We start from the raw sequence: 20,219 nt of genomic DNA, 5'->3' as shown, positions 1-20,219 counted from the left end.
GAGGAGGGCCGGGGCGGATCAGGACGGACGGTAGGCCTTGACGGCACCGTTCTCCTCGAAGGCGATGAGGAGGTCGCCTTCGGGACGGTAGCCGGCCCAGTTCCCCAGCGGAAGCGGTATGGGGCTCTCACCGGTGGACATGTCGACGAGGTGCAGATCTGTTTCAGCCTCGCTCTTGTGCTCGAAGAAGACGCCGATCTCCCCGTCTCCGGAGTGGTGGACACCCTGGATGGGCACGCCCTGACAGCCTCCGCCGGGGAACTTCACGGACAGTGAGTTGTCCTCACCGAGGTCGATTCTCTTGCCCGCCACCGTGATGGACGTGCACTCCTTGTCATCCTTGTTGATCGAGTAGGTCGACGGCGCCCAGGAGGTGTCGCCGTTCTTGAGCCAGGCGCGCGCCTGGTCGAGGGTGAAGTCCTGGGGCGACCACGGGTAGTCGGTGAAGTCCTCAGGAACGCCTACATCAAAGGTCTCCTTGACCGAGCCATCGGGGTTGATGAGGGTCACGGTATCGGGCCGCCCCGAGGATGGGGGCTGGAGGTCGAAGAGCATCCAGCCGTTCTGCAAGGCAGTGGGCGAGGTGGCCCTCGAGGCGCCCTCAATCGGGGAGGCCTGACCGGTGTTGAGGTCGACATGCAGGTACTGCGTCTCCCTCCCCCAGAAGATGCTCGCTATCGCGTAGTGGTCGAAGCGGGGCGAGATGGTGGCGTTCGCGGAGCCGGGGTCGTCGAAGGGGAGCTTCTTCTTCCAGAGGCGCTGCTTCGAGGAGGACCACATGGTGCAGGTTGCGCCTTCGCAGGAGATCGCCTTGTCTGCGTTGATGGCGACCGAGGCCCCCGCCTCCCAGGGGGCATCCTCATGCTTCTGGGAGCCGAGGTCGACGAGCTTGCCTGCCTCGACCAGCTTTCCGTTCCATACGTCGAGGGAGTACGACTCGGCCTCTGACTCGAAGTCCTCCTCCCACAGGAGCTTGGGGGTCTTGCTCGTCAGTGAGAACACCTCGACATGCACTTGGCTGTCTTCGGAGACCGCCCGGATGACATAGTCGCCGACGTGCTCGACCGACACACGCCCCTCACGGCCGGGCTCGTTCTTGGGGGCATCGAGAGCCCATACCTCCTCGTAGCCCTTGGCCCAGGCCTTGGTCCAGCCCGATGTCGGCTTCGTCAGGTCAGCCCGAGCCCCGCCTCGGCCATGCAGCCACCAGTAGGCCGCTCCCCCTCCGGCAACCGCGAGGACCAGCACGACCACGACCGCCACGATGACGGCGGTGCGCCGCCTGCGCTTGGGTGCCCCGCCGTCGGGGGCGCCCGGGTAGACCGGACCTGCCTGGTACGACGCCGGCGCCCCTGCCGGGAGGTAGGGAGCCTGGGCCGGCTGCTGCATGACCGACTGGCCGGGAAGGCCGCCCACCCCAGGCGGATTCTGCCAACCCACCCCGCCCTGAACGCCGTCGGGGGCCGGGATGGCCTGAGTGGCTTGAGGTCCGTAGGGAGGCTGAGGCCCGCCAGCACCGTGCGGGAAGGGCCCCGCGGAGTGGCCCGGCCACTGGGGAGTATCCGTCATGTCGGTGAGTATTTCACGCAGGGTCCCCACCGGCTCGGCCTTTGACCGGAGGTCCTGTCGCGGGGTGATCGGGAGGAGGGGCGCGCATGGGGGACAATGGGCCACCTATGGAACAGGGCGAGCACCTCACGCAGAACCAGGGCGACGATGACGCCGGTGGCCACCGCGGCCAGCAGGACAGCGACCTCGGCGCGCGCAGCACCGAGAGCACCCAGGCGCCCGCTGACGGGCCGGCCGGGGACGCCGCCGGCCCCGCACGAGGCGGCGCATCGGACCAGCAGAGGCAGCACGCCCCGCGCGGTGGCGGCAGGCGTCGGGGCCGACGCTCGGGCCGCACCGAGGGCAGGCGCCGCAACGCCTGGAAGGGCTACTCCCCCGAGCAGCTCGCCGCCCGTGCCGCCGCCGTCCCGGCGATCGTCTACCCCGAGGAGCTGCCGGTCTCCGCTCGCCGCGAGGAGATCGCCGCCGCCATCGGCGAGCACCAGGTCGTCATCGTCGCCGGTGAGACCGGCAGCGGTAAGACCACCCAGCTGCCCAAGATCTGCCTGGAGCTGGGCCGGGGCGTGACCGGGATGATCGGCCATACCCAGCCGCGGCGCATTGCCGCGCGCAGCGTGGCCGAGCGCATCGCCTCAGAGCTGGGGACCCCGATCGGGCGCAACGGCGTCGTCGGCTACCAGGTGCGTTTCACCGAGGAGGTCGGCGAAAACACCCTGGTCAAGCTCATGACTGACGGCATCCTGCTGGCGGAGATCCAGTCCGACCCCCAGCTGCGCCGCTACGACACGATCATCGTGGACGAGGCCCACGAGCGCAGCCTCAACATCGACTTCATCCTGGGCTACCTGGCACGTCTGCTGCCCCAGCGCCCCGACCTCAAGGTCATCATCACCTCGGCCACCATCGACTCCGAGCGCTTCGCCGAGCACTTCGGCCGCGAGCAGATCGGCGACCGCGGGCAGCCCTTCACCGTTCCCGCCCCGATCATCGAGGTCTCCGGACGCACCTACCCCGTTGAGGTGCGCTACCGCCCGCTGGCTCCCGACGACGCCCCGCTCGCCTCCGACGACGCCGGTAGTGAGCCGGCCAGCGGCGCGGACGCCACCCCTCAGCCCGGCCCGGCGGGACCCGGCGAGCTGAGCGAGGCCGAGCTGGAGGCCCTGACCTCGCCCGACCCGGCGGTGCGCGCCGCGGCCCGGGCCCGCCGCGAGGCCATCCGCTCCGGCGCCGGCCCCGCCGCGCTCACGCCCCGCAACCAGGGGGCTCGCGGCAAGGGCCGGGGTCGGGCCGGCTCAACGACCACCGAGTCCGGGGAGCCCAAGGATCAGGTGACCGGGATCCTCGACGCCGTCGACGAGCTCCTGGGGGAGCCCAGCGGCGACATCCTCATCTTCCTGGCCGGCGAGCGCGATATCCGCGACACCGAGGCGGCCCTCATCGACCACCTGGGGGCGCGCTACACGCCCGACGGCCGCCCGCGCACGCCGGGGGCCATCGAGGTCGTCCCCCTGTACTCGCGCCTGAGCGCCGCCAAGCAGCACCGGGTCTTCGAGGCCCACCAGGTGCGCCGCATCGTCCTGGCCACGAACGTGGCCGAGACCTCCCTGACGGTTCCCGGAATCCGTTACGTCATCGACCCGGGCCTGGCGCGCATCTCCCGCTACTCCAACCGCACCAAGGTTCAGCGCCTGCCGATCGAGCCGGTCAGCCGGGCCAGCGCCAACCAGCGGGCGGGCCGCTGCGGGCGCGTGGCCGACGGCATCGCCATCCGCCTTTACTCGCAGGCCGACTTCGAGGCGCGCCCGGAGTACACCGAGCCGGAGATCCTGCGCACCTCACTTGCCAGCGTCATCCTGCAGATGGCGGCCCTGGGGCTGGGGGCGGTGGAGGACTTCCCCTTCCTGGACGCCCCCGACTCCCGCCAGGTCCGCTCCGGCCTGCAGCTGCTCACGGAGATCGGCGCCATCGAGCCGGCCGGGGCCGCCTCGACCCGCTCCGACGACGCCCCCGACCGGGGCCGGCGCGGGCCGCGCCTGACGGAGATCGGGCGGCGCCTGGCGCGACTGCCCATCGACCCGCGCCTGGGGCGCATGCTCCTGGAGGCCGGTGAGCTGGGCTGCGTCGGGGAGGTCATGGTCATCGTGGCGGCCCTGTCCATCCAGGACGTGCGCGAGCGCCCGGCGGACAAGCAGGAGGCCTCCGACGCCCTGCACCGGCGCTTCGCGGACCCGACGAGTGACTTCCTGACCTACCTGAACCTGTGGCGCTACCTGCGCACGCAGAGCCGCGAGCTGTCCGGCTCGGCCTTCCGGCGCATGTGCCGGGCCGAGTTCCTGCACTACCTGCGGGTGCGCGAGTGGCAGGACGTCCACGCCCAGCTGCGCCAACTGGCACGCCCCCTGGGCCTGGACGCGGCCCCGGTGGAGCTGCCGACGGCCCGTTCGATCCGGGCGGCCACCGAGGCCCTGGAGCCGGGCAGCCACGCCGCCCAGATCGCCAACGGGGGCGTGGCGGCCGCCGTCGTGGCCCTGGGGCGCAGCGCGGACACGCCCGACGCCGATGCGATCCACCGCTCGCTGCTGGTGGGACTGCTGTCCAATGTGGGGAACTGGGATGAGCGTCGTCGGGAGTACGCCGGCGCGCGCGGGACCCGTTTCACGATCTGGCCGGGCTCGGGCCTGCGCCGCAAGACCTACGACTGGGTGATGACCGCCGAGCTGGTGGAGACCTCCCGGCTCTTCGCACGCACGGTGGCCAAGGTGGACTCGCGGTGGATCGAGCAGGTGGCGGACCGGGCGGGCCTGACCCGCCACGTCTTCGGTGAGCCCTACTGGTCGACCCGCCAGGGCGCGGCCATGGTTCACGAGAAGGTGCTGCTCTACGGGATGACACTGGTGGCGGACCGGCCGGCGACGCTGGCGAGCGTGGGGACGGACTCGGCCCGCCAGGTCGCCCGGGAGATGTTCATCCGCTCGGGCCTGGTGGAGGGCGGCTGGCACGCCCGCCACGGCTTCGTGGAGCGCAACCGGGAGCTCATCGAGGAACTGCAGGACGTGGAGCGGCGTCGGCGCGAGCACGGCCTGCTGGCCGACGACGCCGCCCTGTTCGACTTCTACGACGACCGGATCCCCGAGGAGGTGACCTCCGCGGCGGCCTTCGACGCCTGGTGGAAGGAGCAGCGGCGCACCACCCCGGACCTGCTGGACTTCACCCGGGAGCTGCTGCTGCCCGGCGGGGGCGACGCGAGCGGCCTCCCGGACACGTGGGTGCAGGGGGACCTGACCCTGGGCCTGGACTACGTGTTCGAGCCGGGCCACCCCGAGGACGGGGTCAGTGTCCAGGTGCCGGTGGAGGTGCTGGGGCGCCTGGCCCCGGAGGGCTTCGACTGGCTGGTGCCGGGGATGCGGGCTGAGCTGTGCGTGGCCACGATCCGGGCGCTGCCCAAGCGGGTGCGCCGCCAGCTGGTGCCGGCCCCGGACGTGGGCGCCCAGGTGTGGGCGCAGATCGCCCAGGAGTTCCCGACGCCGCCGGGTGCGAGCTGCCCCGAGGTGCCTTTCGAGGAGGCCTTCAGCCGGGTGGTGCTCCGCCTCAAGGGCGTGGAGATCACGGAGGAGGACTGGGCCGAGGCCGCCGAGCGGCTGCCGGATCACCTGGCGATGGGCTTCGCGGCCCTGGATGCGCGGGGCCGGGTCATTGGTCGTGGCCGGGACCTGGTTGCGCTCCAGCAGCGGCTGTCGGGCAAGACGGAGGCCGCCGTGCGCTCGGTGGTGCGCGGCGCACTGGCCCAGGCGATGGCCGAGGCCCAGGAGCGCCAGGGCGCGCAGGGCGGGAAGTCCGGCCGCGAGGGCCGTAAGAAGAAGGGCGGGCGGCCTGCAGCCGCCCAGCAGCCGGGCGTCGCCGCTGGAACCGCAGGAGGCGCAGGTGCCGCTGCTGGAGCCGGCCTGGAGGAGCGCCGGGGCCTGACCGACTGGCCTCGGGGCGTGCCAGGCCTGGGTGACCCGGATGCCTCGACGATCCCGGCCTCGGTGGAGTCGGCGGGCCGGGCCGGCCTGGTGGTGCGCGGCTACCCCGCTCTGGTGGCGAACGGGGCCAGGAGCGCGGACTTGAGGATCCTGCCCGACGCCGCCGCCCAGCTGGGTGCTCATGGCTCCGGGGTGACGGCGCTGGCCCTGGCTCGCACGGCCTTGCCGACGGCCCGGGTGACGAGCCGGTGGAGTGCCCAGGAGTCACTCATCCTGGCGGCCAGTCCCTACCGGAGCACAGAAGCCCTCGTGGAGGACGTGCAGGCGGCCGCGGCACGGATCGTGGCCGGGCGCTGGGCGGCGTCGGCCTCCGGCTGCGCGCTGGCGGAGGTGCGCAGGCGGGAGGTCTTCGAGGCGCTGGTCGGTGTCATGCGCAGTGAGCTCGAGGATGAGGTCTACCGGGTGGCCCGGTATGCGGCCGCGGCGCTCAAGGCGGCTCGGGAGGTGGAGCGCGTGGTGGGTGAGCACACCTCCCTGACGCTGCTGAACACGCTGCAGGAGGTGCGCGAGCACGCGGCCGCCCTGGTTCCGGACGGATTCATCACCGCCACCCCGCCGGAGCACCTGGCGCATCTGAAGCGCTACCTGCGGGCCCTGGTGATGCGGGTGGAGAAGGCGGCCTCCTCGCCGTCGGCCGCCTCGCAGGACGCGGCCCTGGCCTTCCAGGTCTCCCAGGCCCAGGAGGTGGTGGACAAGGCCCGCGCCAAGGCGGCCTCGCTGCCGGCCGACCCGCAGCGCGAGGCCCTCCTGGAGGAGGCGCGCTGGATGGTGGAGGAGCTGCGGGTGAGTCTGTTCGCCCAGACTCTGGGCACGAGCCGCAAGGTGAGCCTCCAGCGCATCACCAAGCTCGTCAGCGGCATCTGACCCGGCACCGGCGCCTTGCCTCTCGGCTGTCGCCTCTCATCGCACGGCATCAGTGTCATGACCTCATTCATCGAGCCGGGCCCCGCCCTCACCGCCGCACTGTCGGACTGAAAGCCCCCACCGTTGCGACCGATCGGGAAGAATGCTTCCAGTCAGTCAATAAGGGAGCAGCCGATGCCGGACGAGCAGACCACGCCTGAGCACAGAGGAGACGCAGGGTCAGAAGAAGCCCCAACCGTCGACTCGAGCAGCGGAGCCTCTACCGGCTGGAGAGTAGCGCTGTCTGGCAGATCGTTTGAGTGGTGGCTGGTCCGGTTCGTACTGGTCGTACTTGTTTTGATCATTGGTGGTTACGGTTGCTTACTCTATGTCAACCTGCACCCTGACATCGGCCCGGATGGCTTCCAAGTCCGGCACGTTGCCAGTACAGCCTCCAAGCACCTCTCCAGCAGTCCTGACGTCATCTCCGCCAAGACCACTGAGGCCTCAGCCGACCTCGGCGGCAACGACGTCCGACTGGACGTGCGCCTCAAGGACAACACCAGTGCGGAGGCGGCCGCCAACCTGCTGGCGTCAACTCGGCAGAAGACACTCCAGGAGGAGCCCGACTACTCAGGCGAGTTCATCATCTCGGTGTCCTGGAACGCCAAGGGCAGCACCATCGACGTCGACGTCTCCTGTCAACAAGACCCCGAGGCAATCCGGACCGACGTCAAGCGCGCACTCACCCCCGTCGGAGAAGCGAAGACCTTCACCGGCAACATCGACGAGTATCAGGGACCGACAATCGACTACGGAGAAGTCACCACAACCCCCACCAACCTGACCCAACCAAACGTCAAGAAATCCTCCAAGACCTTCACCATGAACGGCTGGAAGGTCACCTCCACCCCCAAAACTGACGGCCAGTTCAGCAACCCACCCTTTGACCAGCTCATCACCGCCACCAAACAGGCCAGCCCCGCAGGCACCATCGACCTCGACGGCACCACCCTGTCCGTCACCGGCCTAGTCACCGACGAGAACAAAGGCCTCACACCCGAGGCAGCAGCACCCGTCATCCACACCGTCGCCGACTGCCAAGCCGCAGGACTGACCACACTCCAACTCAACAACTGGGCACTGAACACCACATCCGACGTCGCCGACCCCTGGCTGACCTTCACCTGCAACAACGGCACCTGGACACCCACACACGAAAGCACAAGAGGCCAAGACGAAGCCGCCATCCTCAACAAAGCCGCCGAACTCTAGACACCCCACCACCCCACCTTCACCTCTGCGCTCAGGCCAGCGGCCCCCAGCCCCTCGTCCCACGGCCAGCGGTCATCTCTCGGTCCAGGCAACGACTCATCGTCCCCGCAGAGGACCCCTCCTCCCTCAGGGGGAGGAGACCGCCCCTACTGCGTTCAGCCACCGGGACGATCACACCGGAGCCCCGCCCTCCTAACCTGGAATCAGTTCAGGAAGAACGAAGGCCACGAGCATCCCGAGGACTGACGCACTATGACCACCACTATCGACGCCGCAGCCGGCCCAGCCATGGGCGTCCACCGTTTCGAGGCCCTCCAGAAGACCACCCCCGTCTCTCGGCCATCCCACACCAGGCGGCATCGGGCCCTGGAGACCGCTGGCCGCCCCAGTCGCCCCCGCGTGGCTGGTCGGCAGTCCTTCGCCGGCGCGGTGCGAGCCGAGTGGATCAAGCTGCGCACCCTGACCTCCACCTGGGTCACGTCGGCCATCACGATCGTCATCACGGTCCTGTTCGGCGCGGGCCTGGCCATCGGCTACGCCGGCTCCCCCGATCGGGCCGACCAGGCCAAGACCATGATCGCCGCGGGCTCGGTACTGGGCATGATCGTCGTCGCCGTCCTAGGGGCCCTGATGATGACCGGCGAGTACGCCTCGGGACAGATCCGCTCCTCGATGATGGCCGTTCCTCGCCGCGGGCATCTGTTCGCGGCGAAGGCGCTCGTCGGATCGGCCTTCTCCTTCGTCCTCGGGGTCCTCAGCGTGGCGCTGGCCTACGCCGCCTCCTACCCGTTCATGAAGGGCCACGCCGGTTCTCTCACTGATACCCACTACCTGGGGCTGTTCTGGGGCACCGGCTTGTCCTTCGCGATCATCGCACTCATGGCCCAGGGGGTCGGCCACCTCACTCGCTCGACGGCGGGCGCCATCACCGTAGTGGTCTCGGTGCTGTTCGTCGTCCCCCTTCCATTCCAGATGATGGCCGGCCACTGGAAGTGGGCGAACAAGGTCCTGGGACTCCTGCCGGACACCCTGTCCACCGCCGTCTCCGACCCCTTCAGCCTGGCTCACCAGTGGGGACAGGCCGATACCGCCGCCTTCCTCCAGCACTGGCAGGCCGTCGCCGTCTTCGCCGCCTGGGCCATCGTCCCGCTGGCGATCGCCGCGGTCGTCTTCACCCGCCGCGACGCCTGAGCCACCGGCTCACGCGTCCCATCAGACCCTTTCTCCGGTTCCACACAGTCGGCCCCCGCACCCTCTCCCGGTGCGGGGGCCGACGACGTCCATGCGGACAGCCCGGATCGTTCAGCGCTGGGTCTGCTCGTCTCGGTACTTGCGCATCCAAGAGTGCCTGGTCCGATACAGACGAGCCCCCGTCCCCACCAGAACTCCACTCCAGCCAACTGCTAGCGCCCACACCCACGCAGGGATACCCACAAAATCACCTCCTCGGACGAAACGACTGCTTGTTGCGCCATCGAAAACACCCCTAGGACACCGCCCTGAAAAGCAAATTCACTGAGGCCTGAGTCCCACCTGGGCCGACCTATCACGCCTTTTATATAAGGCCGCCACTTCAAAGGAGCTCTCACCATCTCCGATCTGCTCATATAAGCAGATCGAGCATGCAATTCTATCTTGTGAGCTCCATACCGCACGAGGGTGGGGATCCACTAGTCGAGGGTTGTCCGTACTGCACGAAGTCCCCACATACCCGGAGTACCCCCAACCCTCCCCCAGTAGCACCCCAACCTCGTGCATTGCGTCCAGACAACGCCAGGCGCCACCAGGGCGACTGCGAGCAGCCAAAATAGCCCCTTCCAACAGGGCAGACAGCACCTCTCCCGTTTGGTAAACCCACCCAACCGGCGTCTCGAGACGTCACGACATTCGAAACCCCCAGACGCCATGAGACAACGCACTGGCAGCCCGGATCGTTCAGCGCCGAGGCTGGTCCTCCCGGTACTTGCGCATCCAGGAGCGTCTGGTTCGGTACAGACGGACCCCCGTTCCAAACGCGATGCTGACCCACATGAGCAACATGCCCCACATCCACTGCGGGATATCCACGGCGCATCCCCTTCCCGACAGCCGGTCGCCATGCCAAGGCTTCTCAGGCACCATGATATGACCGCCTGCACATTTTGTCCCGGCGCTTTGCTCGTCGAAGCACCCAGCCTCGCCCCCGCTACAGCACGGCGGACATGAGGCGGCAGACGTTGTCCACGTAGCGGTTGTACCAGGGCTCGGTGGCCCACAGCTCGGGAGTCAGCTCGGTGCAGGCGGCCCGGTAGGCGGCGTCGTTGTTGCGGAGCAGGTCGTCGAGATCCCCTCCGAAGGCCAGCAGCATGACCTCGTAGTTGAGGGCGAAGGAGCGGAAGTCCATGTTGGACGAGCCGATGACCCCCACCTCGTCGTCGACCGTCATGTACTTCGAGTGCAGGACGATCGGCGAGGGGTAGAGGTAGATCCGCACCCCCGCCGCCAGGAGCGCCGAGTAGTAGGAGCGCTGGGCGTGACTGACGATGAACTGGTCGGACTCCTTGCCCACGAACAGCTCGACCTCCACCCCCCGGTAGGCGGCCGACGTCATCGCCGCCAGCAGCGCCTCGTCGGGGATGAAGTAGGGGCTGGTGATGGACACGTGCCGCTTGGCCCCGTGGATGAGGGCCAGGAACATCCGCAGGTTCGGCTCGGTGGGGTATCCCGGCCCGGAGGGAACGAGCTGCATGGCGTTGACGACGGCGCCCGGACGCCCGGGCCTGGGGGCCGGCGTGCCCACCGGGATTCCCGGCAGTCCCGCCATCTCCGGCAGGGTCTCAGCCGGCGTCCCCAGCGCCAGGTCGAAGGCCTCGAGCTGCTCACCGGCCTCGAAGAACCAGTCCATGGCGAAGATGGCCTGGGCCTCCAGGACGATCTCTCCGGTGACCTCCACCGACAGGTCCTCCCAGCGGCGCCCGGCCCGCACATTGCGCCGGGTCCGGTAGGAGGGGTCGATGACGTTGTGACTCCCGATGAAGCCTCTCTCACCGTCGATGACCAGGATCTTGCGGTGGTTGCGCAGGTCCGGGCGGCGCCAGCGGCGCTTGAGCGGCAGCAGCGGCATCATGAGGCGCCAGTGGATGCCGGCGTCGGTCATGCGCTGGCAGAACTGCTTCCAGCCGGGGTACTTGCGGCTGCCCAGGTGGTCCAGGAGGAGGCGCACCGTGACACCGCGGGCCACCGCGCGCTCCAGGGCGGCGAAGAAGACGTCGGTGACCTCGTCCCAGCTCATGATGTAGAACTCGACGTGGACGTGGTCAGTGGCGGAGTCAATGGCTCGGGCCATGGCCTCGTAGGTGCTGCGGGGATCGGCGTGGACGGCCACCACTTCGCCGCTGACGCAGGGCAGGCCGGTGAGCCGGCGGTTCATGCGCAGCGCCCCGGCCAGGTAGGTCGAGGGCCGGGCACCCTTGGGCAGGTCGGGCATGGAGCGGGTGTAGTCGAGGGTGATCTCGTTGACGGTGTGCTGCTGGCGGCGACGCGTGCCGTGGACCCACGGGCTGCCGATGAGCAGGTAGAGCGGGAGTCCCACGAGGGGCAGCAGGAAGATGAGCAGCAGCCAGGCGGTCGACGACGACGGGCGGCGGTTCTCCGGAACCGTGCCCAGCGCAGCGATCTTGATGAGGTACTCGATGACGACCCAGGTGGTCGCCAGTACCGGCGGCAGCGTCATGCTCGCATCATGTCATGCCCGCCGACTGGTCCCCGCAAAAACGCCTGGGCGCGGACCGGATGGTCCTACGCCCAGGCACTGCGAAGGCCCGCCCCGGTTCACCACCGGGTCGGGCCCTTCGCAACGAGGTCGCTTACCGGTTCCCATTCGGCAGCGGGTCCTCCTTCACCGAAACGCCCGAGCACATTCCCTTGGCTGTGGCCCAGACTCAGTGGTGGCCGGTCAGTGGTACTCCCCAGTACCTCACGGTCGCCACCGTTCAGCGGTGACTATGACTCTGCCGATGCTGTCTGAGAGAAGCCTGGAAATCGCGCATCTAAATGATGACGCTTGATGACGATATGGTCACGGCTTTCCGGGCGCACTGGCAGCCTCCCTCGCATCCCTTGAAATACTGCGGAATCCGCCCCTGCGCGTGGGCGCCCTCAGGCCGACGTCGGAGCGCCGAAGAGGGTCTTGAAGTAGCCGTAGAAGTTCCAGTTGCCCCACGAGGTGCACTGGTCCCCGCCGTGGGCGGCGGCCTCATTGGGTTGGAAGGGCGTGTAGTTGTACAGGCCCGCTGTCGCCTGGTTGGCCACCGTCACCTCACCGCTGCCGCACTGCCCGTCGGGCGAGTAGGCGATCCGTGTGGGCCGCTGGGCCACAACGTCGTAGCTGCTCGGGTCGAGACGATAGCGATGGAACTGGGAGGCCGCCCCGTAGAGCTGGGAGGGGAAGCCGGCCCACTGGGGGTCGCAGGCCCCGTGGTCGGGACAGGCGTAGCCGGCAGCGGCCTCGTAGTCGCGTGCGCTCAGGCTCGCACCGGAGGCGGTGAGCAGCCCCTGCTCCTTGTGAATGAGGACCAGGAGCACCTGGGGGTTGATGTCGCAGGCCTGGGAGACCTCCCAGATGACATCGGCCGCGCTGGCGCCGGAGGCGGCCTCGATACCTCCGGGACAGAAGGTGCTGGCCTGGCGGGCCGGCACGGAGAAGGTGGCGCCGGCCAGGCACTCGGTGCCGTCGCTGCCCGGCTGGCAGCCGGCGTTGACGCGGGTAAGAAAGGCGGCGATCTCCTCGCGTGTCATGGCCTGGGAGTCGTAGAAGACCTCGTCATCGATGATGCGGGCGGCGTTGAAGCCGCTGGCGTCGGGCACCAGGGGCGCGGGCGCAGAAGGTGTGCCGGTATCAGTGGCCTTGTCCCACCCCAGCGCGAGGCCGCCGAGCGAGGAGCCGGTGGCACGCAGCACGATGAGTCCCACCAGGAGCGTGACCAGGAAGGCGGCCAGGACGACGCCGATCGGGCTTTTCAGGAAGGACTGAAGGGAACCGCTGCGCCCCCGCCCCCGTCCGGCACCGGCGCGCAGGAGCCCGAGGCGCCCACGGCCACCTCGACTCCCCTTCGCCTTCCTGGGGCGTTGACTCGCATCCTCCCGCCGGGCGCGGTCAGTGCCGCGCTGCGCGGCTGGGCGGGCGCTGCGCGGAGCTCGTGCGGGCTGGGGCGAGCCGGTTCCTGCGGTGCTTCGTTGGGGCCGCGGACGTCGGCCGGAGGGATGGTGGGACATCGGCGCCATCGTGTCACATCACGGGCCGACGCACGGCCCGAAGCGGCCCGGGCCTCCCGCGGCGAGTATCCGATCAGGATCTGGCGGGAGGCGATGCGCCCCACAGCGCCGCCGTCGGCCGGGTGAGTCCGCCGTCGCATACCGTGGGGCCGTGAATCTGCCCGATGTCCTGAGCCTGGCGCGCTCCCTCATGAAGGAGGCCGACGTCGGCGACTGGGACCTGGCCTTCGACCGGGCGCGCCGGCGGGCCGGCCAGACGGATCATGCTCGACGTCGGATCACGCTCAGCCGCCACCTCATGAGCCTGTACGACGAGGCCCAGGTCCGCGAGACGATCCTGCACGAGATCGCCCACGCCCGCGTCGGCCCCCGCCACGGGCACGACGCCGTCTGGGCCGCCGAGGCGACCCGGTTGGGGGCGACGGGCCGCAGGCTCATTGACGCTCAGGCTCCGCGGCTCCGGGGACGCTGGGTGGGCAGGTGCCCGGCGGGCCACGAGGTAGACCGCATGCGCCGTCCGGCCTCACCCGTCTCGTGCTCGCGCTGCGCCCCTCGATTCAGCCTGGAGCACCTCCTGGCGTGGAGTCTCGACGGCGAGCCCGTCCCCCACGATCGGATCAGCGAGCGCTACAGCCGCCGCCTGAGGCTGGCTCATATCCAACCACCGGACGATCCCGCTGGCCCCTCCAGGACACTATCGTCCTGACCACCACCATCGCCCGCCACCCCGTGAAGGAGCAGCTCATGATCGTCACCACCACCCCCACCGTCGAGGGATACCCCGTCACCCAGTACCTGCGAGTCGTGTGCGGCGAGACCGTCGCAGGAGTCAACTTCCTCAAGGACATGGCCGCAGGGTTCCGAAACTTCGTGGGAGGCCGTTCCCAGTCCTACGAGGAAGAGCTGATTCAGGCCCGGGAGACGGCCCTGGCGGAAATGGTGCAGCGCGCCCAGGAGCTCGGCGCTGAAGGCGTCGTCGGCGTCGACCTCGACTACGAGACGCTGGGGACGGACAACGGCATGCTCATGGTGACTGCCTCAGGCACCGCGGTGCGGTTCTCCCCCGTCTCCTGAGCGAAACTGAGTCCCAACCCCCTCTCAGGGGAAGGCTTGAGTCACCGAAACCACCCGCCCGCGAATTTCCCAGATTTTTCCCAGGGATCTGTCCCTCGTCCTCACAGGGTAAGGGCGTTACATAGTAGTCACCGCCGGACAGGGACGGTCTCGAGGGTTGGGGAGCCCGATGACAGGTCGCTCCTCTGAGATGGAGTCGGGTCATAGGGAGCCTGGCATCATCGTTCCGGCGAAGGAGGAACCGCCTCCTCGGGTGCATGGGACCCCGGGTCGCAGGTGGGACCTCGCGAGGCTTGGGCCCGCGGTTCGGACTTCCGAACCGCGGGCCGAGTCCTTTCTCGGCCCCGTCGGGTATGCCCCGTCTGCTTCCCGTCCCGCTCTCGCGCTCTCAGAGAACTCGTGGGGACCGCGGCCGACCAAGCGCGTCAGGATAAAGGCATGACTAACTCCGCCGGCTCAGCACAGCCCGTCTTCTCCCGTCGCTCCACTGCTCGGGTGAGCACGGACCGCCCCTCCCGCTACGGCAAGCAGCTGGCTTCTCACATGGGCCGCAAGATCACCACCGCTTGGGATGAGGCCGCCCAGACCGGCTCGCTGTCCTTTGACCGCGAGGGGGAAGTCACCGGCGTCGTCGAGCTCTCCTGCCGCGACGGCTTCCTCCAGCTCGACCTGGCCGCCGACGATGCGCACCTCGAGCGCCTCGAGCAGGTCACTGGAATCCACTTGGCCCGCTTCGGCGCCAAGGAGGGGCTCGTCGTGAGCTGGATCCGTCAGGACGGGGCCCCCGGGACCACCCAGGGGCCGCTGACACCGGAGGATCTTGAGCGCATGCGCGCCGAGCGCGAGGCCCGCCAGGCCTCGTCGTGATGAAGCGCCGCTCGGTCGTACCTTAGGTCGCGAGATCGTACCCTTACCCCTCGATCGCGAGGCATAGGGCACGACCGCGACGGCGGTCTACGCGGCCTACGTGGTCTACGCGGCCGACTCCTGCTCGGCGACGGGGTTGCCCACACGCAGCATGAGGAGCAGACCCGTGGCCAGCACGGCGACGATCCCGAGGATCCCCCAGTAGTTCGCCCCCGGTCCGACAATGCGCGTCCCCAGGTAGATGAAGATGCCGTACATCGCGGGCGCCATGAAGGACACCGCCCGCCCGGTGGTCGCGTAGAGCCCGAAGATCTCGCCCTCCTGTCCCTCGGGGATGAGCCGGGCCAGGAAGGATCGGGCGGCCGACTGGGCCGGTCCCACGCAGGCCGACAGCAGCAGGCCCAGCACCCAGAAGGCCACGGTCCCGGCGGAGTGCAGGAAGAACACCAGCAGCCCGGCCACCACCAGGATGATGAGGCTGGCCATGATGACGTTGCGCGGCCCGAAGCGGTCATCGAGCCGCCCGGCCCAGATGGTGGCGATGCCGGCCACGATGTTGGCCACGATGGCGAAGATGATGACGTCGCCCGATGAGAAGCCGAAGGTGTTCTGGGCGATGATGCCACCGTAGGTGAAGACCCCGGCCAGCCCGTCCCTGAAGACGGCGGCGGCCAGCAGGAACCACAGCAGGCGCGGCTGGAAGTTGTGCAGGTAGAGCAGGGTGCGCCACAGCAGCTTGTAGGAGGTCAGGATCGACTCCTTGCGCCTGCCCTGGTGGGAGACGGCCTCCACCGGCTCTGCCTCCATGGCGGCCCGGTCGCGTCCCGGTTCGGCAGTCGTCATCCCCTCACTGACCTCCGCGACGTCCTCGGCGCGGGAGCGCCCGAGCCTGCGGGAGCGGTTGATAAGAACGGGGAGGGCGGACAGGCCGAACCAGGCCGCCGACACCAGCATGGCGACGCGCACCCCCATGTCGCTGCCAGTAGGGAAGGAGACCAGGGGGCTCGGCCCCACGAGGGCGACGTAGAGGATGAGCAGCAGGACGATGCCGCCGAGGTAGCCCATCCCCCACCCCAGGCCGCTGACGGCACCGATGCGGTCCTTGGAGGCCAGGTGGTTGAGGATGGCGTTGTAGTTGACCGAGGCCAACTCGAAGAAGATGTTGCCGATCCCCAGCAGGACGATGCCGAGCCACAGGTAGCCGGGCTCAGGCCGCACCAGGAACAGGGCCGCCGAGACCGCCACCACCACCGCGGTGTAGCCGCCGAGCCAGAAGACGGTCCGCCCGCCCCGATCCGAGCGCTGCCCGGTCACCGGCGCCAGCAGGGCGATGAATAGGCCGGCGATGGCCAGCCGAGGGACAGCGCTGACTCGTTGTCCGCCTTGGCCCCGAAGGAGTCGCTGACCAGGTAGACGGTGAAGACGAAGGTGGTGATGACCGCGTTGAAGGCCGCCGACCCCCAGTCCCACAGGCCCCAGGCGATGACGGGCCAGGACAGGAGCCGGGTGCGGGAGCCGGCCTGCGTCGGAGCAGTCACTGTCGTGCTCATGGAAGAGACGATAGAGCCATCGGGGCCGGCGGCGGTACCGAAAGGGAAACAGACCTGATCGTCAGTTCTCCCCACCGGTCCCGGCAGGGCGCTCCCCCTGAGCGGACTGCCGCTCCAGGAGCAGCTCGGCCAGGGCCAGATCCATCGGCGTGGTCACCTTCATCGCGCGCTCGTCACCGGCAACGACGACGACGCTGCCGCCGCAGGCCTCAACGAGGCCGGCGTCGTCGGAGGCGGCGAGCGCCTCGTCCCCGGCCCGCTCGGCGCCGGCGCGGTGGGCGGCGACGAGCACGGGGGTCGAGAATCCCTGGGGGGTCTGGACCGCCCGGAGCCGGTCGCGTCGGGGGGTGCCGACGACGGGCTCGGGCTCCCCCGCCGGGCGAGCCTCGACCTCCTTGACGGTATCGGTCACGGGCAGCGCCGGGACCACGGCCTCGTGTCCGGCCCGTACGGCCGCGACCACCCGCTGCGTCACCTCCGGCGGCGTCAGCGCCCGCGCGGCGTCGTGGACGATGACGACGTCGGCCTGCGGCACGGCGGCCAGGGCCGCTGCGAGCCCAAGGGCCACAGAGGCCTGCCTGGAGCGGGGCGAACCGGCAACAACCTCGATCCCGCCGCATCGGCCCGCCGAGGCCCCAACCGATCCGTCCGGTAGGCCCGCGAGCTCGGCGCGGAACCGGTCGACCTCCTCAGCGGGGGCGGTGACGACGACGTGACTGACGGCGCCCGAGGCGATGAGCCCGGCCGCCGCCCGTCGCAGGAGGCTGACGCCGCCCACCGGGACGAGGGCCTTGGGGACCCCGGCGCCCAGGCGGGAGCCGGAGCCCGCCGCGGTGAGAACGGCGACCGCCCCACCCGGAGCGGACTCGGACGGGGCGGATGCTTGGGATGAAGGGCTGGTACTCACGGGCAGGACGCTACCGCGTCCCCGACGACCTGAGCACGAGCGCTGCGCTAGGAGGCGAGGACCTCGTCCAGGCGGGACTCGGCCTCCTCCTCAGGGGTCTTCTGAGCCAGGGCCAGCTCGGAGACAAGAATCTGGCGGGCCTTGGCGAGCATGCGCTTCTCGCCGGCGGACAGGCCGCGGTCCGTGTCACGACGGGAGAGGTCCCGCACGACCTCGGCGACCTTGATGACGTCCCCGGAGGCGATCTTCTCCTGGTTGGCCTTGAAACGGCGAGACCAGTTCGTGGGCTCCTCGGTCAGCGGCGCCCGCAGCACCTCGAAGACCTTTTCCAAACCGGTCTCATCGACCACGTCACGGACGCCGATGAGCTCAACGCTTTCGGCGGGAACCAGGATGGTCAGGTCACCCTGGGCCACCTCGAGCTGCAGATACGTCTTCTCCTCACCGCGTACCTTGCGCTGCCGGATGTCAATGATCCGGGCGGCCCCGTGGTGCGGGTAGACGACAGTCTCACCGACTTCATAGGTCATAAGGATGACTCTCCAGACTGGATTGCGGACCTCTAGTTTATCAGGTCATTCCGCGCAAAGATCGGGGACGTATCTCACAGAGGTCACGGCGGGCCCGCCCCGGGACCGGGCAAGAACTGCGGTGCCATCCGCAATGGAGAATCAGTGCTCGGAATCCCCGTCCAGGCGATAGCCGAGACCCCTGACCGTGGTGATGAGAACCGGTTTGGAGGCGTCGGCCTCAATCCGACCCCGGAGCCGTTTGACATGGACGTCCAGAGTTTTCGTGTCGCCCTCGTAATCAGGCCCCCACAGGCGCTCCAGGATCTGGCTGCGGGTGAGCACGCGGCCGGGGTGACGCAGAAACAGCTCCAGGAGCTCGAACTCCCGCAGCGGCATGGCGACCACCTCGCCGTCGACCCTGACCTCGTGGCGCTCGACGTCCATCCGCACCCCGCCGGCGGACAGCACCGGCTCGGGTTCCGGGGCAGCGGCGCGGCTACGGCGCAGGACCGCCTTGAGGCGCGCCAGGAGCTCCCGGTAGGAGTAGGGCTTGGTGACGTAGTCGTCGGCCCCGATCTCCAGGCCGACGATCTTGTCCAGCTCGGTGTCCTTGGCGGTGAGCATGATGACCGGCACGGAGGATGAGCGTCGGATCCGGGTGCACACCTCGGTCCCGTCCAGGCGGGGCAGCATGAGGTCCAGCAGGACCAGATCGATGGGGCCAACCCCGCCGGGGCGCCGGGAGGCCTCGAAGATCTCGACGGCGCGCTGGCCGTCCTCGGCCTCGATCACCTCGAAGCCGTCGCGCCGCAGCCCGTAGGCGAGCGGGTCTCGGAAGTTCTCCTCGTCCTCGACCAGGAGGATTCGGGTCGGGCCGCCCACCGGCGTCGTCGACGCCGCGGCCAGTGCGCCGGAGGACGCAGACGCCCCCGCCGGCCCTGCGCCCGCCCCCGCGGAGCGCTCCGCCGGGCTCATGACCCGCTCCCGGGGGTGTGCTCCACGGCGGCGTCGGAGGGCTCGTCCTGGGCCGAACCGTCCCCGACCGACTCACCCTCCACCGGTTCGCCCTCGCCCAGGCGCGGCAGCACGAGGGTGAAGGTGGAGCCGCGCCCCGGGGCGGACCACAGCTCGACGGTGCCGCCATGGTCCGCGGCCACGTGCTTGACGATGCTCAGGCCCAGGCCGGTGCCCCCGGTAGCGCGCGAGCGGGCCTTGTCCACGCGGTAGAAGCGCTCGAAGACGCGCTCCTGCTCCTCCTTGGGGATGCCGATGCCCTGGTCGACCACGGCGATGCGCACGATGTCGGGGTCCTCCGCGTCCAGCGAGACGCCCACCGAGACCCGGGTGCGCGGCTCGGAGTAGCGGATGGCGTTGTCCAGCAGGTTGCGCACGGCGGTGGTGATGAGGGCGGCGTCGCCGCGCACCCGCAGCCCCTTGGTGCCGCCGGCCACGAGGGCGATCTGGCGGCCGTCGGCCTCGACGCGCACCCGGTCCACGGCCTCGGCGACGACGTCGTCGATGTCGACGACCTCGGGCTCGGCCAGAGCGTCGCCCTCCTGGAGGCGGGTGAGCTCGATGATCTCCTGGACCAGGACGCCCAGGCGGCGGGCCTCCTTGCGCATGCGCCCGGAGTAGTCGCGCACGAAGTCGGGGTCGTCGGCGCCGGCCTCGACGGTCTCGGCCAGCAGCTGGATCGCGCCGACCGGGGTCTTGAGCTCGTGGGAGACGTTGGCGACGAAGTCGCGGCGCATGGCCTCCACCCGACGCGCGGCGGTGTGGTCCTCAATGAGGATGAGGACGCGCCCCTGGCCAATGCCAGCCACGCGCACCTGCAGGTGGAACTGGCCCGCACCGGGCACCCTCCCCCGGGCGACGGTGACGGCCGCGTCCTGTGCCTGGCCCGAAGCGCGCACGCGCCCCACCATCGCCACCACGGTCGGCTCGATGACGGCGTCGTCGCGCACAATGTTGAAGGTGTAGGCCGATGCCGAGGCCCGCAGGACCTCGTCGTCGTCATCGAGGACGACGACAGTCGAGCGCAGCGCCGCCAGCACCGGGACGGCCGTATCGGTCCCGGCCAGGCCAGCCAGGTCGGCGGCGCTCGTGGCCGCCCTGCGCTCACGCCGGGACAGCGCGACACCGATCCCCACCCCCAGGAACAGGAGTCCGGCGGCGGCAAGGAGGAGAACGGTGACGGTCAGACCCACGCCTTAAGGGTAGTTGAGACCTCAGAGCCCCCACCGGCCGGCCCCGCCTGTGGGCGTGCCGCTTGCGGCGGAGTCGCGGGGCTGCTGTGCTTGGGGACAACATCCTTGGCGGCGGCCTCGGCGGGATCGTCGAGCAGCAC

13 protein-coding genes and 1 pseudogene are annotated in these 20,219 nt (G+C 69.6%); 6 read left to right on the top strand and 8 right to left on the bottom strand.

The annotated features are described in order from the left end of the window. Window positions 1–18 precede the first annotated feature (18 nt). The gene (locus tag HW274_RS01480) at window positions 19–1,569 is read right to left on the bottom strand and encodes a hypothetical protein (protein WP_260679142.1); all 1,551 of its coding nucleotides are present in this window, start codon (window positions 1,567–1,569) and stop codon (window positions 19–21) included. Window positions 1,570–1,676: 107 nt separating this feature from the next. On the opposite strand from HW274_RS01480, the gene HW274_RS01475 reads away from it, so the two are divergent. The 3 genes from HW274_RS01475 to HW274_RS01465 all read left to right on the top strand — a co-directional run bounded on the left by HW274_RS01475 (window position 1,677) and on the right by HW274_RS01465 (window position 8,900). Continuing rightward, complete coding sequence (locus tag HW274_RS01475; protein WP_185989045.1) at window positions 1,677–6,455, top strand: DUF3418 domain-containing protein; 4,779 nt, start codon at window positions 1,677–1,679, stop codon at window positions 6,453–6,455. Between the two features lie 174 nt (window positions 6,456–6,629). Further along, window positions 6,630–7,709 carry a hypothetical protein gene (locus tag HW274_RS01470; RefSeq protein ID WP_075253619.1) on the top strand — a complete coding sequence of 360 codons (1,080 nt, stop codon included), beginning with the start codon at window positions 6,630–6,632 and terminating at the stop codon, window positions 7,707–7,709. A 252-nt stretch (window positions 7,710–7,961) separates the two neighbouring features. Beyond that, entirely contained in the window at window positions 7,962–8,900 is a 939-nt protein-coding gene (locus HW274_RS01465) for an ABC transporter permease subunit (RefSeq protein ID WP_081376172.1), read from the top strand. A 994-nt stretch (window positions 8,901–9,894) separates the two neighbouring features. Here HW274_RS01465 and HW274_RS01460 read toward each other — a convergent pair. Beyond that, a complete protein-coding gene (locus tag HW274_RS01460) occupies window positions 9,895–11,421 on the bottom strand; it encodes a phospholipase D-like domain-containing protein (protein ID WP_075253621.1) in 1,527 nt (508 codons plus the stop codon). 425 nt (window positions 11,422–11,846) lie between these two features. Beyond that, the gene (locus HW274_RS01455; protein WP_260679141.1) at window positions 11,847–12,962 is read right to left on the bottom strand and encodes a hemagglutinin; all 1,116 of its coding nucleotides are present in this window, start codon (window positions 12,960–12,962) and stop codon (window positions 11,847–11,849) included. 151 nt (window positions 12,963–13,113) lie between these two features. Between HW274_RS01455 and HW274_RS01450 the strand changes: the two genes are divergently transcribed. The 3 genes from HW274_RS01450 to HW274_RS01440 all read left to right on the top strand — a co-directional run bounded on the left by HW274_RS01450 (window position 13,114) and on the right by HW274_RS01440 (window position 14,903). Next, window positions 13,114–13,668 carry a SprT-like domain-containing protein gene (locus tag HW274_RS01450; RefSeq protein WP_185989044.1) on the top strand — a complete coding sequence of 185 codons (555 nt, stop codon included), beginning with the start codon at window positions 13,114–13,116 and terminating at the stop codon, window positions 13,666–13,668. A gap of 38 nt (window positions 13,669–13,706) precedes the next feature. Continuing rightward, complete coding sequence (locus HW274_RS01445) at window positions 13,707–14,036, top strand: heavy metal-binding domain-containing protein (RefSeq protein WP_003787857.1); 330 nt, start codon at window positions 13,707–13,709, stop codon at window positions 14,034–14,036. A gap of 438 nt (window positions 14,037–14,474) precedes the next feature. Beyond that, window positions 14,475–14,903, top strand: a complete 429-nt coding sequence (locus tag HW274_RS01440; protein ID WP_185989043.1) for a DUF2218 domain-containing protein — start codon at window positions 14,475–14,477, stop codon at window positions 14,901–14,903. Window positions 14,904–15,008: 105 nt separating this feature from the next. Here HW274_RS01440 and HW274_RS01435 read toward each other — a convergent pair. From HW274_RS01435 to HW274_RS01415, 5 genes and pseudogenes are all read right to left on the bottom strand, one after another. Next, window positions 15,009–16,453 (bottom strand): annotated as a pseudogene (locus HW274_RS01435) (MFS transporter). A gap of 61 nt (window positions 16,454–16,514) precedes the next feature. After that, complete coding sequence (locus tag HW274_RS01430; protein WP_185989042.1) at window positions 16,515–17,360, bottom strand: 2-C-methyl-D-erythritol 4-phosphate cytidylyltransferase; 846 nt, start codon at window positions 17,358–17,360, stop codon at window positions 16,515–16,517. A 47-nt stretch (window positions 17,361–17,407) separates the two neighbouring features. Further along, window positions 17,408–17,890: a CarD family transcriptional regulator gene (locus tag HW274_RS01425; protein WP_003779424.1), complete on the bottom strand. Its 483-nt coding sequence runs from the start codon at window positions 17,888–17,890 to the stop codon at window positions 17,408–17,410. Between the two features lie 141 nt (window positions 17,891–18,031). Beyond that, window positions 18,032–18,847, bottom strand: coding sequence for a response regulator transcription factor (locus HW274_RS01420; RefSeq protein ID WP_256692419.1), 816 nt, complete (start codon window positions 18,845–18,847; stop codon window positions 18,032–18,034). Then, window positions 18,844–20,079, bottom strand: a complete 1,236-nt coding sequence (locus tag HW274_RS01415) for a cell wall metabolism sensor histidine kinase WalK (RefSeq protein ID WP_075253627.1) — start codon at window positions 20,077–20,079, stop codon at window positions 18,844–18,846. The genes HW274_RS01420 and HW274_RS01415 overlap by 4 nt, the downstream gene beginning before the upstream one ends. Window positions 20,080–20,219 lie beyond the last annotated feature (140 nt).

The sequence above is a fragment of the Actinomyces sp. oral taxon 169 genome (assembly GCF_013394715.1).
In the GTDB taxonomy this organism is placed as follows: domain Bacteria; phylum Actinomycetota; class Actinomycetes; order Actinomycetales; family Actinomycetaceae; genus Actinomyces.
This window is presented reverse-complemented; position numbering and strand designations above follow the sequence as displayed.